The following is a 15,555-nucleotide window of genomic DNA, read 5'->3' as shown; positions in this document are numbered from 1 at the left end:
TTTTAGTTTAAATAAATCGTTATAACCCTAAGCTTTAGAACTCACTTTCCGATAACATTGATGTATGGATTATAATGAAACACAGTATGGGAACAATTCCGGTTTCGATACTGGCGCCGAAACCGGGTACAATGCCGGTTATGAAACCGGTGAGTTTACGCCGCGGCAGGAAGTCGCCCTTCAGCGGGTAAGCAAAAAGACCAAAACCGAAAAACCGATCTGGCGGCAGTACGGCGAGACAATAGTCATCGCACTTCTGGCGGCAATGATTCTGAGACTCTTTGTGGTTTCGGCTTATCGCGTCTCGTCCGGTTCGATGGAAGATTCTCTGACCGAAGGCGATTATATTTTTGTCAATAAACTGGCCTACAACTGGTCGCCTCCGCAGGCGGGCGATATTATTGTGTTTGAAAATCCGTTTGAGGATTCCAAGGATTTTATCAAAAGAATCACCGCCGTTGAGGGGCAGACAGTTGAGATAATCGATAAGGTTCTTTATGTTGACGGTCAAGTCGCGCCGATACCATCTTTGTCCAAACATATCGATAACAGAATTTTTCCATCGGTTTTATCCAACCGTGATAATTTCGGGCCGATGATGGTCCCGGCCAACCAGATTTTTGTTCTCGGCGATAATCGCGACGACAGCCAGGACAGTCGTTTCTGGGGTTGTCTCGATAAAAGCTATATCAAGGGGAAGGCAATTTTCGTATATTTCTCGTATGCACCCGATCCCAACTCACCGGAATGGAAAGCGCCGTACGTTGGCGAAGCTTTCGAAATTATCTGGCACAACCTCACAACCTTCCCCACCCGATTGCGCCCTGACCGCCTCGGGTCGCTCGATTAATTCAATATTCAGGCCGCAACCCGGGCCTTTGGCCCTTTATGTTCATTTTCCTTTCTGTAATAATCTCTGCTATTATTGCGATTTTTTTAAGGTTAAATTTTCGGAGGAACTGGCGCAGCGATATTATTTGGCTTTGCTCCGAGAAACGGAACTGGTCTTATCGGCCTTTGAACAAGAACCGGTGGAAATATCATCTATTTATATCGGAGGGGGAACACCGTCGCTGGTCGATACCGATTTTTTTGAAAAATGGATATCTTTGGTTAGTGCTTTCTGTACTTTTTCGTCCGGTTTTGAATTCAGCATCGAAACCAATCCCGAATCATTGACCGCCACTTTCGCGGAAAAAACGTTTCGAGCCGGGGCGAATCGAATAATAATCGGAGTACAGTCGTTTGATGAAAAATCTCTTAAGAAATTGGGGCGATTTCAAAATTCAAAAAGTATTTATCAGGCGTTTTATAATGCTCGCATGGCCGGATTTAAAAATATCGGAATCGATTTGATATTCGGTCTTCCCGGCCAAACGATGAAGAAATTGCGGCATGATATTGACCGCGCGCTGGCCCTGCAACCGAACCATATTTCATTTTATCAATTGACGGTAGAACCGGGAACGGCTCTGGAGGAAAAAACAAATTCGGGAAAAGTGGTTTTGCCCGATGAAGATCAACAAGCTCAGATGTATCGTTTGGGTTCGCATATATTGATGGATAAAAAATTCGCGCGCTACGAAATCTCTAACTTCGCGCCGAAAGAATTCCGGTGCCGTCAAAATATTTCTTACTGGAACGGATCGCCGTATATCGGGCTCGGTCCGGCCGCACATGGGTATATTGACAATCACCGCTATCATAATATTTCAGGGGTTGACACGTATATCGAGATGATTGAGGAGGGGCAATTTCCTTTCGCCGGAATCGAAAACCTAAGCCGGGAACAGATTTTTACCGAAACGGTCATGCTTTCACTGCGAAGAGCCAAAGGCATTGATAAGAGTTTGCTTTTGCAAGAATATGGCGAATGGGCTCTGGAATTGCTGGAAGGAAAAACCGTCGCCCCTTTTATAAACGACGGCTATCTTGAAATTGAGGATAATCATCTGTGCCTTACCGACTCCGGATTCCTTTTGGCCGATAAAATAATTGAGATGTTACTATATGAGTGATTGCCAACCGTCCTGATACTTTCTATATTATCCCCCCTATGAGCAGACTGCTTGACAATCTCAATGATCGCCAGCTTGCGGCTGTGACCAAAACCGAAGGACCTCTGCTGGTCGTGGCCGTGGCCGGATCGGGCAAAACCAGGGTACTTACCCATCGTCTGGCTTATATTATTTCCGAACAGAAAGCGAAACCGTGGGAAGTTTTGGCGGTAACATTTACCAATAAAGCCGCGGGCGAGATGAAGGGGCGGATCGAATCGCTTCTGGGATTTGATATCGACCGAATGTGGGTTTCGACGTTTCATTCATTTTGTTCCCGCTTTCTCCGCCAGGAAGCAAAGCATCTGGGATATCCGTCTAACTTTACTATTCTCGATAGCGACGACAGCAAATCTCTGATCAAGCGGTCTATTAACGAATTAGGACTAAACGGCACGTCGCAGTTTACACCCGACTCGGTCCTGCGAAAAATATCCAATGCTAAAAACAGCATTTATACGGCCGAGATGTTCGCTTCTGAAGCCGACGGATATTACGATGAGAAAGTGGCCCGGGTATTTATGCTTTACGAGCAAAAGCTGCGCCAATCGGCCGCATTTGATTTTGATGATTTGATCGTCATGACGGTCAGAATTCTAAGCGAAAATGTGGAAGTCAGCCAAAAATGGCAGAACCGTTTTCGATACATCATGGTGGATGAATACCAGGATACCAATCATGCTCAATACCTGCTCTTGAAAACCCTGACCGGACCGGATAAAAATATTTGTGTGGTCGGCGACGAGGATCAATCGATTTACGGCTGGCGGGGAGCCGACATCTCCAATATTCTAAATTTTGAAAATGATTATCCGGGCGCCGACGTTATCAAGCTGGAGCAGAATTACCGAAGCACACAATTGATTTTAGACTCGGCGTCATCAGTTATTAAAAATAACACTTCGCGCAAGGACAAAATCCTCTGGTCGGATATTGATGGCGGGGATAAAATAATTATCGGTTTTCATGAATCCCAGGGAGACGAGGCCGATTGGGTGATAAACCACTGTCTTGCCATGCGGGAGAAGACAACGCTTAGAGACATAGTAATCCTGTACCGTACCAATGCTCAATCTCGCGCTTTTGAAGAAGCATTGCGGCGGGAAAATACCCCTTACCAGATCATCGGCGGAATGTCTTTTTATCAGCGTAAGGAGATAAAAGATATTGTCGCTTATCTAAAACTGATTTCAAATGCAAAAGATGAGGCGTCTTTTGTTCGCGTCGTTAATTATCCCAAACGAGCCCTGGGGCAGACATCACTGGAAAAGTTATCTGATTACGCGAGAGAAAATAATCTGTCCCATCTGGAAGCGTCGCGGCAGGCTCAGTTAATTGAATCGTTAAACGGACGTGCCCGGAGTGGATTTCAAAAATACGCTGAATTGATTGGAAAATTCGTTGAAGATTCTAATCGTCTTCCGGTTGATAAATTAATTCAGCGGATTATTGATGAAACCGGATTGGATAAAGCGCTAGCTGATGGTGATCCGGTGACCAGCGAAAACAGACTTGAGAACCTCGATGAATTCATCGCCGCCGCGGCGGAATTTTTCCATCATAACGCCGAGCCGACTCTTGATAATTTTCTGGCCGAGATTACACTCTATACCGACCTCGACAATTATCAGGATACCGATGAAAAGCTAACTTTGATGACTCTGCATAATGCCAAGGGCCTGGAATACGATAATGTTTTTATCACCGGCCTGGAAGATGGACTTTTCCCCCTGGCCCGATCTTTCGATGACCCGGCTATGCTTGAAGAAGAGCGGCGGTTGTTTTATGTGGGAACGACTCGCGCCAGATACCAATTGATTTTGACGGCGGCTCGGTTTCGCCATCGATTCGGGGGAAGAGAATCAATGCCTTCGCGGTTTTTGCGGGAAATCCCGGAAAATATTACCGATACGATTGATCGCCGCTCTTATAAATATGAATTTGGTCTGACCCGGACAGTCAATAATATAAAAACCCCAACAAGGAAAAAACCAGAAGGGGTTTATTATGAATATGAAAACGGCGAGGGGATTCGTCCCGGATGCATTGTCGAGCACCCCAAATTCGGGCAGGGACGCGTTATATCAATAAACGGCGCTGGTGAAAATATGCGCGTCGATGTTGATTTTTCTTCGCTCGGCCCAATAAAACTAATTGCTAAATACGCTCATTTGACCGTTATCAGTCAATAGGCCGGGCCTGCGGTTTCTCTCTAACTTTCAAGGAATCGGCTCCTTCTTCGGGCGGCATCTTATGCAAGTCATCAAATACGGGCGGAATCCTGAAAAGACGATGAAAAGAAAACTCATTCAGGACTGCCTTCGTTCCATCCGGATTATATAACCGGCCCATCATTCGAGTAGCGTTGGAAACTTTCCACTCATCGTTGTTTTTGCGCCATAATATAACGGAGTAAAGAATAACTTCCTCGCCCTTTTCATTGATTGTCGGCTCATGAGCGAAAACCAGTCGCCGCCATTCCCCGTCAGTAGTATCCTGAAATATTGGCAGGCCGGCGACGTCCGGCCAATTTGTGGCCCAATTGGAAACTTTGGTCGAATCAATAGTCCAGCCCCAGTTTTTTTGATAGTTGCCGATTTCAACATTAGTGACCGAATCGCGCATTGATAGAAATGCGGTGACGTCGCCGGCCATACCGGCTAATTTCATAGTCTGATATTTCCTGACTAACCCCGTCTGCTCGGATGATAGTTTTTTCGGATCACCTGAATCACTTCCGCAGGATATAATTAATAATGAAGCAATCAATAGCAGTGACAATTTTGTAAGCCTAAGACTGTATCTGTCATTTTTCATCGTCCCGTCCTTTCGAATGGGGAAAAATAAGGAAAATATATCGAGTTGCGAAACTATTTTTTTATTAGTGTCAGCAATGACTTTGGAGAAATTGTACTCGTTATTTATTAAATGGTTCGATATGATGAATATTGATTCAAATTATCTATCAGCTCAAGCATTTGGTCGGTGGATAAATATCGCGCCACTGATCGCCCGGTTTATTAAACTGGCCGTTAAATCCATAAACGGCTAAGAGGGCAACGGTAACAACTGTTAAAAACAGTAGATTAGATTTTTTCATAATATAAATTTACGCCACCGGCGCAATTTTCTTTAAGCGTTTCAGGTAAATCCGCAGTTGTTATTGGCACAAGCGGGAGCGGCTTTGGCGGTTGAATTTCCTGATGAATTAAGGGCAAAAGCTGAAAATTGTTTTTCGCATTTTTCCGATCCGCATTTCGGGCACAAAGGCGAGCCTTCCGGTTCGGTTACACCAACCAGCTCTTCAAAACAGTGGCCGCAATCTTTGCATTTATATTCGAAAATTGGCATGAAAATCAGTCTCCTTTAACGGCTCCATCAACAATATCGGTAATTGTTTTGTCTACGCTGGTTGCGAGATCATCCAAACCGGCTTCCGGGAAAAATTCGGATATAGCAGCCGGGCGTATTGCTTTTACGACCGTTTTCCCGCCTGAGGTAAAGACATTAATTTTGCAGGGCATAAACAGCGATACGCTCATTTCTTTCTGCAGGGCCTCATGGGCGAATTTGGCGTTGCAAATTTCGATTATTTTCAAAGGTTCTCTTTCAAATCCTTTTTCGGCCAGGGTCGCCCGGACATCGTGGACGTGCAAAACTCGGAACATTTTTTCGGCGGTCAACTCCTCAACTCTTTTGACGACCTGGTCAAACGGTTTATCGGTTGTTACTTCATATTCCAGATTCATAATTATTCTCCCTTAATTATACAACTATGAGTTATTTCGGTTACGCCTTTGAGTGTCGCTGAGGCGCTGCAATATTTTTCATCGGATAGCTTGATAGCCTTCTCCAATTTATTCCGATCGAGGTTTTTCCCCTCGAAAATATATTCAATATGGGCTTTGATAAACGCCCTCGGGCTTTCTTCACGTTGTTCGGCTTCTATTTTAATCCTAAAATCTGTAATTTCCTGTTTCATTTTCCCGGCAATCAGGACAACATCGATTCCGGTACACCCAGCCAAACCAAACATCAATAGTTCCAGGGGCTGATATCCATCCTCGGCCCCCCCTATTTTTTTCGAGGCATCGGTCGATATTTCGTGGCCGTACATCGATTGCCCCGAGAATTTATATCCTCCCCGCCAGTTCATTTCTATATTCAAGACAACCTCCTTAGTATCAATTAACCCTTTAGATAAGAATAACAATAAAAAGATTCAAAGGTTTTTGCCATCGTGTGGATTTTTCAGTTAAAAAATACGATAAACATGAAGAAATATGAAAAAAAATGCATGAAAGAGCGAACAAATTTGTCTCATACTCGTAATATACAGTGAGGAATATATTACTGAGGTTTTTTTAAGACGTCTAAATACCCTTAGTTATAGGAAAGGCGAGCCCTGCAGCCCGCCTTTTTTTTACCAAATAAGGATTTCAAATTCTATTATTCGGGTTTCAAAATAAAATCTATTTCTCTCCCATTAGTACACGACTGGTGGGGGTCCATTCTTGAAAATATGATTTATCAGGTAGACGACATCGCCTACATCGATATGTCTATCGCCATTGGAATCACCGGCTCGAACAGGTGAGGGCGGCGAGCCGTCTTTGAATATATAATTTATTAGACAGACCGCATCGCCGACATTTATTGAACCGGAATTATCCACATCGCCATATTCGGCTTGATCAATCGTGGCGGACATAATTATAAATCCGCTGCTCGCGGCTCCATACAGATAATTCCCAATTATTTCCAAATCCTCCATATCCCCGCCCAGAGTTGAAAATTGAGATATAACCAGGGGTTCCGATTCAATAAAAATATCATAAACATCGACCGAATATTCTTCACCGACAAAAATATAATCACCTACTTGAAAAACGCGTGAAACATCATTGCCGTTTCCGTCAATGGTGCTCACGACTTGAATGTTTTGATAGTCGGATATATCGAGAATTTCAAGATTCGCGTGCTGATGCGTAATATACGCCCGGTCCCCCACGACCTTAATCCCTCTAACATCGGTATTCCGATTATCATACATTCCGATTTTCACGGGATTGTAAGGATTGGCTATATCGACGATGTGCATGCCATGCTGTTCTCCAAGATAGGCGATGCTGCCAGTAACTTCAATTCCACGTATATGTGAGTTATTAGAGTATTCACCAATTACTACCGGAGAAAGAGGGTCGGAAATATCAATAACCTGCATCCCGCTGAACACCGCTATGATATAAAGCAAATCGTCCGATATTGTCATCTTATATCCAAACCAATCATATTTAACGCTCGATATCAAATTTGGATCGGATGAATTTGATACATCTATTATATCAAGAGTGGAACCCTGTAAAACATAGGCATAATCCCCGTGAATTAATACATCATTACCGTATTTTTGGATACCGTCGGAAAGGACCTCCCCTACTACCAGCGGATTATCCGGCGCGGAGATATCAACACAATAAAAATGCCCTTCATCAGTCGCAGCGTACGCCATATTATCGCGGATGTCGATTTTTTGGACTCCTGAACTGGTTTTATATTCCCCAATTATATTAAATTGTTCGAGCGCGGAGGCTTCAACAATTTTCAACCCCTTAACATTATCAGTAATCAAAAGCAAATCATCTTTAACCAAAAAATCAGTCGCGTAAAAATCTTTAGTCTCTTGAACGACAAGAAATGGATTCGTGGGATCACTTATATCGACAATCGTATAGCCATCTCTATTGCCATGGACGATATAAGCATAATTTCCGCTCACATATACTCTCCTGGCCCATAAATGTTCATCGAATATATCGAATTTTCCAATTTCAACGGGATGGGCGGGATCGGTCAGATCAAGAATAATCAACCCATTGCTTCCTGTGGCCAAATAGGCCAATTTTCCAACCATGAATACGTCACGGGCAGAGATTTCACAACTTGATTTTGATTGCGGAGCAGTCGGATTGGTAATGTCAATAATTTCCAAGTTTTTATCCTCATAATTGGCCAAACAGGCCGTGTTTCCAGACACCGATATCGCAACGGTTCTTCCTCCGCAGCAGTGACTGGTATTGGATACCAATACAGGCTGCGCGGGCTCTGAAATATCAAAGATATAAAATTCACGGTATTCCCCGCAGACATACAAGTATTTGCCCTCCCGTGCAAAATCAAGAATGCGCCTTTCCGTTGGGATAACACCGGCTTCGGTTGGCTCATATGGATTGGAAATATCGTATATATATATGCTATTGGCGGCCCCCGCCGAATATAAATAATCACCGTTTGGGAAAACATAGGCACTGGTGCGGCGCTCACCGGTAGTAAAAATTTTGGAGATAAACTCAGGACGCGTCGGGTCACTGATATCCAAAATTGTGATTCCATATTTCATTGTCATAAACGCCAAATTATCCTGCGTCGCGATTCGATAAGTATTATTCCATAAAGTACTGCCGACATATTGATGTTCGATCACATTTTCGGCTTGAATTATATTGGATAATATTAAGGATAACATTAAAGCCAGAATTAGATAAGGTCTCTGCATGGCACACCCCCGGATCAAGATTAAGGCAACGCCAATTTATATTTTAAGGCGCGGCTATTTCTTTGCCTGAATTAAAATAACAGATTTAGGCTAATTACGCAATCCTTTTTTGCGTCATACCGGGCGTTAAAAACGCCCGGTAAAAAAAAGTTTATTGGATAAGGACTAAGGACAGCAGGCCGCCGGTCCGTCTTTGAATACATGATTTATAACATAAACAGCATCACCGACGTCGGTATTACCATCGCAATTGGCGTCCCCACCCTCAAGCGGGATGGGAGTAGGTCCGCCTTTGAATACAAAATTTATCACAAAAACGGCATCACCGACATTTGTATCTCTATCGCCATTGGCGTCGCCGCAAATATAATCACAAACATCGCCGATATTATCACCGTCGGAGTCATCCTGATCCGGATTGTAAACTCCGGGGCAATTATCACAACTGTCGGGAATGTTATCATGGTCATTGTCCTCGAAATCATTAAATCCGGGGCAAATATCACATCCATCGGGAGCGCCGTCGGCATCGGCATCGATTTCATCATCAGATCCCGGGCATTTATCACAATCATCTCCGGTACCGTCCAGGTCAGTATCGGTTTGATCGGGATTATCTACCTGGGGGCAATTATCACAACTGTCGGGAATGTTGTCGTGGTCGTTGTCCTCGAAATCATTAAATCCGGGGCAAATATCACATCCATCGGGAGCGCCGTCGGCATCGGCATCAATATTATCATCATATTCCGGACAAATATCACATTCGTCTCCGGTACCGTCCAGGTCAGAATCGGTTTGATCGGGATTATCTACCTGGGGACAATTATCACAAGCATTTCCAAACTCATCGTCATCCCAATTGGCCTGATAGGGGTTAAAGGTATTGGGGCAATTATCAATGGGATCCTGCATTCCATCCAGATCGCTATCGATGTACGGATTATAAACGTAAGCGATAAGCTGATCCTCATCCATGTAGTCAACCCTGATAACGATACCGGTAGGGTCATAATAACCGTCACTGGAAGGGGTTGTTGTCGGCGAAAATTCGATCTTACCCGGAACATCGGGAGTGAACAGAGCGGACTTGCGGGATTCATACGGATACCACCATTCCGCGCTGTCGGAAACTCGACTATCGGGATTATTCGTATAATCCATGGCCGGATTATATCCGGCGTCTTCGACAATAACAGTATAATGCGGATAAGTCGGGGTGCCGTTATTCATTCGATAACTGCCCGACGGCAATGAATCGTGAACGTGAGTTATAAGAAGTCCCTCATCCTTGGGGTCGGCCCCAAAAGTTAAATCCGGCCAGAAATAACAACTGAAATCAGAATCGGTATCATCGAATTTGGCGTCGGGATGATTGCTTCTATATTCGAGAAGAAAATATTCACCTTCGAGAGGATTAATCGGCACCATAAAAAGAGAGTTCTGACCACTGACGGTGATTGGATTCATCACCACCTGTTCATATTCTCCCATTAACACAACCGGTTCAATCCAACCCAGCGCCTTTTTACTCCATCCGCAAAGGTGGGCAGGATTCCTCGAGCGAATCGAAAATAAGCCGTAACCTCCGTAGCCCATCGTGCACCAGTCATAAAGCGGGTGATCGTTGTTGTCGTTGGGTGTATAAAATGATGATTCAAGCAACTTGTCGTCATAATCATACAAATCCGGCAGTCCAATACTATGGCCAATTTCATGACAGAAAACACGAATACTGTTAAGTACTTTTTCACCGGAAAAAAGAGTTGGATTTTCAGGCCAGCGCAGTGGAAATAATTCCGGCGAAGTATTCCATTTCTTGACGCGCACACCGTCAAAGGGACCCAAGCCATTACCCCCATAGGTAATAGCGAAAGACCAAATGTCTTCGGGATCACGAGTGTCTTCCTGTCCGGTACCGGCGCGAATGAAAACAATCACATCAACTACGCCGTCATCGTCGCCATCATACTGCGAATAATCCACGACCGAGTTCAAGTCATAGAGAACATCATTAAACCCGAACCAGTTTTCTCCGGTGTAGTTCTCCGCTTCGTACCAATCCAGGACGTCTCCGGTTACTTCCACTCGACCGTATGAGACTTCATAATAATAATCGGCGACCGATCCTCCGGGGAATACATTGCGGGAAAAGAGCAGGCTATCAAGAGTTTCTCGTGTTACTGTTCTTGGCCTACTATCCCATTCGAGGGGGATTGCCAGAATTCGGACATTATCGCCGGTAAAGCGATAATCGGTAATTGATTTTAATTTTTCAGGAGTTAGCTCTGAGCCCGGTGGAATCTTAAATATCCTGTCAATTTGTTCCTGCGGCATATCATAGATAATGGCATTGCCATAATCCTGCGCCGCGGCGGTAGTAATTAAAATGAGGAGGGTTAACAATCCGGAAAGACAAAATAGTTTTCTCATCAGTTGTTCCTACGGTAAGTATTAAAAATCTGTGGTTCGACAACCACAATATATACACAAAATCAATTTTTCCAAGCTATTTGTGATTATCTCCGCAAGAAATTGATCTCAATTGTTGAAGAAAAGATGCAGCCCGTAAAATCGACCCTGATCGTCCGGTTATAACTTAGATGTTAGTTTTCCTCTGATCGTTGCATGCCGGACGAAAATGAAGCGTTGATCTTTAATTCCCTCCATGCCAGGCTACCAAACGGGGATGATGTTTTATCAGGTGCTGATTATTATTGGGGATAATCTTGGCCGTGATACCCATCCGTCCCGATTTGGTGTGAACCATATCGACATGAAAAACATGATGCCCGTCCTTTTCGCTGTGATCCAGTGTCGCCGTGAATTTTTCGGTGTTGAGCAATTGGTCCTGAGCATTAAGATTGCCGCGTACGACTTCAACTTTGACGTCTTCCGGAGACAGATCACCCAAAAAGATCCGAATATTAACGAGCATAGTCTGCCCGACTTTTGAAGAACTATTGGTATTAGGCAGCTCGATGCTATCGACGCTTACTTTACTCCAATCACGAGAGACTCTCTGACGCCATTCGGTAATTGAATGGGATTGTTTATAATTATCCGACACCAGATCCTGATGGGCTTGAACGGCGGGGATATAGAATTTTTCGGTATATTCCTTGACCATCCGATGCGATGAAAAATCTTTGCCGCCCATTATTATTGAATGTTTCATCATATCAACCCAATCTTGAGAAAAATTGGTGGTATCACGATTATCTCGCCGGTTGTAGAATAAGGGAATGACATCTCGTTCTAAAATATCATAGAGAGCTTGAGATTCTATATAATCTTGCTCGTCCGGATTAGAATAATCAATCGGGGTTCCAATTGCCCACCCAGTCTTTGGCGTATATCCTTCTTCCCACCATCCGTCAAGAATAGACAGATTGATAGCTCCATTTAGGGCAGCTTTCATACCGGACGTACCCGATGCTTCCTGGGGCCGGCGGGGAGTATTAAGCCAGACATCAACTCCGCTGACCAATTGTGAAGCTAGATCCAAATCGTAATTTTCCAGAAAGACAATATGATCGCGGAATTCGTCCTGCTGAGCGATATGCACTACCGATTTAATGATTTCTTTACCGTGATTATCTTTGGGATGAGCTTTGCCCGCGAAAATAAATTGAACCGGACGATCTGTGTCGGCGATTAGTCTACGAAGTCGTTCAAGGTCTGAAAACATCATATATCCGCGTTTGTATGTCGCGAATCGACGAGCGAATCCAACTGTCAGAGCATGGGGATTGAGAATCTGTTCGGTACGTCTCAGTTCATGCTGCGATTTGCCCTTATTCTCAAGCTGCTTTCTAAGTCGCATACGAGTCAGGAAAACGAGTTTTTCTTTATTGTGATGGTGGGATCTCCATAGCTCGCCGTCGGGAATGCGATTGACATTATCCCAGCAGGCGGAATCTTCGGGCTGTTCGATATATCTTGGCCCCAGATAAGTGCGGTACAGCTCACCCATATTGCGGGCGATCCAGCTATAAGTATGAACGCCGTTGGTAATCGACGTAATCGGAACGTCATTGACGGGAAAACCGTTCCAAACGTCTTTCCACATTCCGCGCGAGATTTTTCCATGCAGTTTGGAAACGCCATTAGCGAAAGCTGACATGTGTAAGGCGCCGATGGTCATGGAAAACGACTCTTTTGGATTTCCAGCATGTATGCGCCCCAGATCAAGAAGTTCTTCGAAAGGCAGGCCGAGTTTAACGGCCATCTGTTTCAGGTATTTTTCTATCAGCTTTATGTCAAATTGCTCATTACCGGCCGGAACCGGCGTATGGGTCGTGAAAATATTAGTCGACCAGACTACATCGAAGGCTTCATCGTATGTTAGCTTTTCCTTATCCATCAATTGGCGAACCCGTTCGAGGCATAAAAACATAGAATGGCCTTCATTGAGATGATAGGCGCTGGGCGTGTATCCAAGAGCTTCGAGAGCTCGAATACCTCCGATGCCCAAAAGAATTTCCTGACGGATACGAACATCTTTATCTCCGCTATAAAGCTGGAAAGTAATTTCTCGGTGAAAAGTCGGATTTTCCGGAATATTAGCGTCGAGCAGATACAAGGGTACCCGCCCCACCTGTACTCGCCAGATTTGAGCATAAACCGGCGAGTCGCCAATCTCAACCTGTATTTTTATCGGATTGCCTTCGTCATCCTTTTCCAGAGTAACCGGCATATTATACCAGTCATTTTCGATATACGATTCGTTTTGCCAGCCATCGGCGTTGAGCGATTGCTTAAAATAACCATATCGATACAACAATCCCACAGCGACTATTGGCACGCCCAGATCGGACGCCGATTTTAAATGATCGCCGGAAAGGACTCCGAGACCTCCGGAATATATCGGCAGAGAAACATCGAGTCCGTATTCGCAGGAGAAATAAGCAATGTGAGCTTCCTTACAGGCGGGATAACGGGTCTCGAACCATTTCTTTTGAGCCATGTAACTGTTGAATTCGCCGTAAACGCGCTCTAGATGCGCCACGAACGATTCGTCTTCGGCGGCTTCGCGCAGTTTTTCCTGGGAAACATGAGCCAGCATCTGCACCGGGTTTTGATTGCAATCGGCCCAGCAGTCGGGATCGAGACGCCTGAATAAACGAACCAGATTAGGCGACCAGGCGTACCATACGTTTTGCGACAGCTCCAGAAGTCGAGATATTTTGTTGGGTAAAGACGGCAATACCAAAATGGGTTTTATTTTCATAAGACTTTCACCAAATATTTTTAAATTCGTTTCGGAATTCCAGCGCGAATAACCAAGCCCCTTGAGTGTTTCCCACAGAATCCCTTCATCCTATTATATATCGGCAAACCGGCAATTTTTCCTTATTTTCCTTTAGTCGGCCGTATTTTGGAAAACAAGTATAAATATTACGAGCCGACGGATGAATTTACAAGCACAATCAATTAATTTAATTGCCATAATCGACCGAAAAATATAATGTTGAGGCAACGTATTAATAACAGGAGTATTTTTTATTATGACTAAAGGCGCACGGATTGGAATCCTGACCGGAGGCGGCGATTGTCCCGGTCTTAACGCTGTTATTCGAGCTATCGTAAAAACGGCGATAAATAATTACAATATGTCCGTCATCGGGTTTAAGGATGGTTATGAGGGGATTATCCTCGATAAATATATTACCATGGATCGGAGTTCGGTGGTCGGGATTCTGGCTCAGGGCGGGACGATACTGGGAACTTCCAATCGGGCCGATCCGTTTAACTTTCCTATTCCTCAAAAAGATGATTATGTCTATCTCGATCGCTCCTCGGAACTGGCCAATAATTACGAAAAACTGGGACTGGACGCGCTGATTGTCATCGGCGGTGACGGCACCATGACGGCGGCGGCGAGTCTATCAAAATTGGGTCTCGACGTCGTGGGCGTTCCCAAAACGATAGACAATGATATATACGGCACCGACCAGACGTTCGGATTTGATTCGGCCATGATAACCGCGACCGAGGCAATCGATAAAATTCATACCACGGCGCAGTCGCATCATCGGGTGATGGTTGTCGAGGTCATGGGGCGTTACGCTGGGTGGCTGGCGTTGGCTTCCGGTCTGGCCGGCGGCGGCGATATTATTTTGATTCCGGAAATACCGTATGATTTGGAAAATATCTGCGACAAACTCAAAGAACGCAATCGCCTCGGAAAAAACTTTTCAATTATCGTTATCGGGGAAGGCGCTAAAATGGAAGGCGGCGAGATGGTCGTCAGCCGAACGATAGAAACATCGCCCGACGCCATCAGGCTCGGAGGCGTGTCCAATCAACTCGCCAGCCAGATTGAAGGCCTGACCCGCCTGGAATCCCGTGTCACGATTCTGGGGCACCTTGTCCGGGGTGGATCGCCTTCGCCATTCGACAGGCTTTTGGGAACCCGTTACGGTTGCGAAGCGGTCAGGCTCGTTAATGAAGGACAATTCGGCAAACTGGTTGCTCTGCGGGGCTCCAATTTGACAACGGTTCCTCTGACCGATGTAGCCGGAAAAGTCCGTAAAGTACCTTTCGATCATTATCTTATCCACAACTCGCTATCGACGAGCGTTTCGTTAGGCGTCAGCCGCGAGAAATTAGAAAAGATGCGGGAAGAGTTTGAGGTTGTTGCGTAGGGCAATTCGGCTTATGCTCATAATGGCATAGCACAAATATTTTACTTTCTATTTTTCATAATCTTTGTTAAATATGTGATTGTGACAAAGGGTATCTTTATCTATTATTTTTAAAAAATAACGGGGATATCTTATGTGTGAAAATTTCGATACAATTGGAAAGTGAGAGGTGGTTGCAGGATTTTGGACAATGTGTTAAGGTGGAAATGAGACATTATTATGAGGAGCTTAAGTATGAGAAAGCGACGAAGTTTTTCCGCCGAATTTAAGTTCCGAGTTGCGCTTGAGGCAT

General features: G+C 44.7%; 12 protein-coding genes. 4 read left to right on the top strand and 8 right to left on the bottom strand.

Annotated elements, in window-relative coordinates:
* Nucleotides 1–64: 64 nt before the first annotated feature.
* The 3 genes from lepB to V3V99_04670 are packed head-to-tail and all read left to right on the top strand — an operon-like array spanning nt 65 to nt 4,249.
* Nucleotides 65–850, top strand: a complete 786-nt coding sequence (gene lepB, locus V3V99_04680; protein MEE9441943.1) for a signal peptidase I — start codon at nt 65–67, stop codon at nt 848–850.
* Nucleotides 765–2,018, top strand: a complete 1,254-nt coding sequence (gene hemW / locus V3V99_04675; protein MEE9441942.1) for a radical SAM family heme chaperone HemW — start codon at nt 765–767, stop codon at nt 2,016–2,018. Before lepB ends, hemW begins: the two co-directional genes overlap by 86 nt.
* Nucleotides 2,019–2,056: 38 nt before the next feature.
* Nucleotides 2,057–4,249 (top strand): UvrD-helicase domain-containing protein, encoded by a 2,193-nt coding sequence (locus V3V99_04670; GenBank protein MEE9441941.1) that lies wholly within the window; start codon nt 2,057–2,059, stop codon nt 4,247–4,249.
* Here V3V99_04670 and V3V99_04665 read toward each other — a convergent pair.
* The 8 genes from V3V99_04665 to glgP all read right to left on the bottom strand — a co-directional run bounded on the left by V3V99_04665 (nt 4,239) and on the right by glgP (nt 13,846).
* Nucleotides 4,239–4,874, bottom strand: coding sequence for a hypothetical protein (locus tag V3V99_04665; protein ID MEE9441940.1), 636 nt, complete (start codon nt 4,872–4,874; stop codon nt 4,239–4,241). The genes V3V99_04670 and V3V99_04665 overlap by 11 nt on opposite strands.
* A gap of 148 nt (nt 4,875–5,022) precedes the next feature.
* Nucleotides 5,023–5,157, bottom strand: coding sequence for a hypothetical protein (locus V3V99_04660; GenBank protein ID MEE9441939.1), 135 nt, complete (start codon nt 5,155–5,157; stop codon nt 5,023–5,025).
* Nucleotides 5,158–5,198: 41 nt separating this feature from the next.
* Entirely contained in the window at nt 5,199–5,408 is a 210-nt protein-coding gene (locus V3V99_04655) for a zinc ribbon domain-containing protein (protein MEE9441938.1), read from the bottom strand.
* Nucleotides 5,409–5,413: 5 nt separating this feature from the next.
* A complete protein-coding gene (locus tag V3V99_04650) occupies nt 5,414–5,806 on the bottom strand; it encodes a DUF302 domain-containing protein (GenBank protein ID MEE9441937.1) in 393 nt (130 codons plus the stop codon).
* Between the two features lie 2 nt (nt 5,807–5,808).
* Entirely contained in the window at nt 5,809–6,225 is a 417-nt protein-coding gene (locus tag V3V99_04645) for an OsmC family protein (protein MEE9441936.1), read from the bottom strand.
* 318 nt (nt 6,226–6,543) lie between these two features.
* Nucleotides 6,544–8,613 (bottom strand): dockerin type I domain-containing protein, encoded by a 2,070-nt coding sequence (locus V3V99_04640; protein MEE9441935.1) that lies wholly within the window; start codon nt 8,611–8,613, stop codon nt 6,544–6,546.
* A 165-nt stretch (nt 8,614–8,778) separates the two neighbouring features.
* Complete coding sequence (locus V3V99_04635) at nt 8,779–11,046, bottom strand: M6 family metalloprotease domain-containing protein (protein ID MEE9441934.1); 2,268 nt, start codon at nt 11,044–11,046, stop codon at nt 8,779–8,781.
* A 223-nt stretch (nt 11,047–11,269) separates the two neighbouring features.
* Nucleotides 11,270–13,846: an alpha-glucan family phosphorylase gene (glgP, locus tag V3V99_04630; GenBank protein MEE9441933.1), complete on the bottom strand. Its 2,577-nt coding sequence runs from the start codon at nt 13,844–13,846 to the stop codon at nt 11,270–11,272.
* A gap of 277 nt (nt 13,847–14,123) precedes the next feature.
* Between glgP and V3V99_04625 the strand changes: the two genes are divergently transcribed.
* Nucleotides 14,124–15,263, top strand: a complete 1,140-nt coding sequence (locus tag V3V99_04625; GenBank protein ID MEE9441932.1) for a 6-phosphofructokinase — start codon at nt 14,124–14,126, stop codon at nt 15,261–15,263.
* Nucleotides 15,264–15,555 lie beyond the last annotated feature (292 nt).

It is taken from the genome of Candidatus Zixiibacteriota bacterium (assembly GCA_036480375.1).
In the GTDB taxonomy this organism is placed as follows: domain Bacteria; phylum Zixibacteria; class MSB-5A5; order GN15; family JAAZOE01; genus JAZGGI01.
Note: the sequence above shows the minus strand (reverse complement) of the source record. Positions and strands in the feature narration are given on the sequence as shown.